This is a genomic window from Paenibacillus popilliae ATCC 14706 (genome assembly GCF_000315235.1).
Classification (GTDB): domain Bacteria; phylum Bacillota; class Bacilli; order Paenibacillales; family Paenibacillaceae; genus Paenibacillus_B; species Paenibacillus_B popilliae.
On sequence record NZ_BALG01000327.1, the window covers coordinates 1 to 380 of the forward strand.

Sequence of the window (380 nt, forward strand, 5' to 3'; positions counted from 1 at the left end):
CGTCCGGGATTTCTGCTGGCACAGCCAGGCATAGTAGGCATCCAGCACCGGGCGGCTTTGTTCCTCGCGTGCGGCAAGCCGCTCCTCGGTCGTCCGACTGCGCCGCTTTTCCCGGTTCCTTTAACACCTGCAGCGTGGTCTCGTCCGCATGCAGCACATCCTGCTTCAGCAGATGGCGCCTCATTTCCGCCACAACGGGCAGCAGCCAGTGCTCTGCGCCGCGCTGGAAGCCCCGAAGCGCTTCTGCTGTGCAAGCCGGAACTGTTCCTCGTACCATTTGAGTTTTTCCCGTCTGCGATTACAAAACACGAACAGCGCCGAGGAAAACGGATTGAGCCCAAATTGTTCCTGTACCATAGCGGCCAGCCCATCAATGGATT

General features: G+C 59.5%; 1 protein-coding gene. It reads right to left on the reverse strand.

The window, feature by feature from the left end:
• Window positions 1-184 (reverse strand): IS66 family transposase (locus tag PPOP_RS26085; RefSeq protein ID WP_422730659.1); only part of this gene is annotated, 184 nt, incomplete at its 3' end.
• Window positions 185-380: the final 196 nt, after the last annotated feature.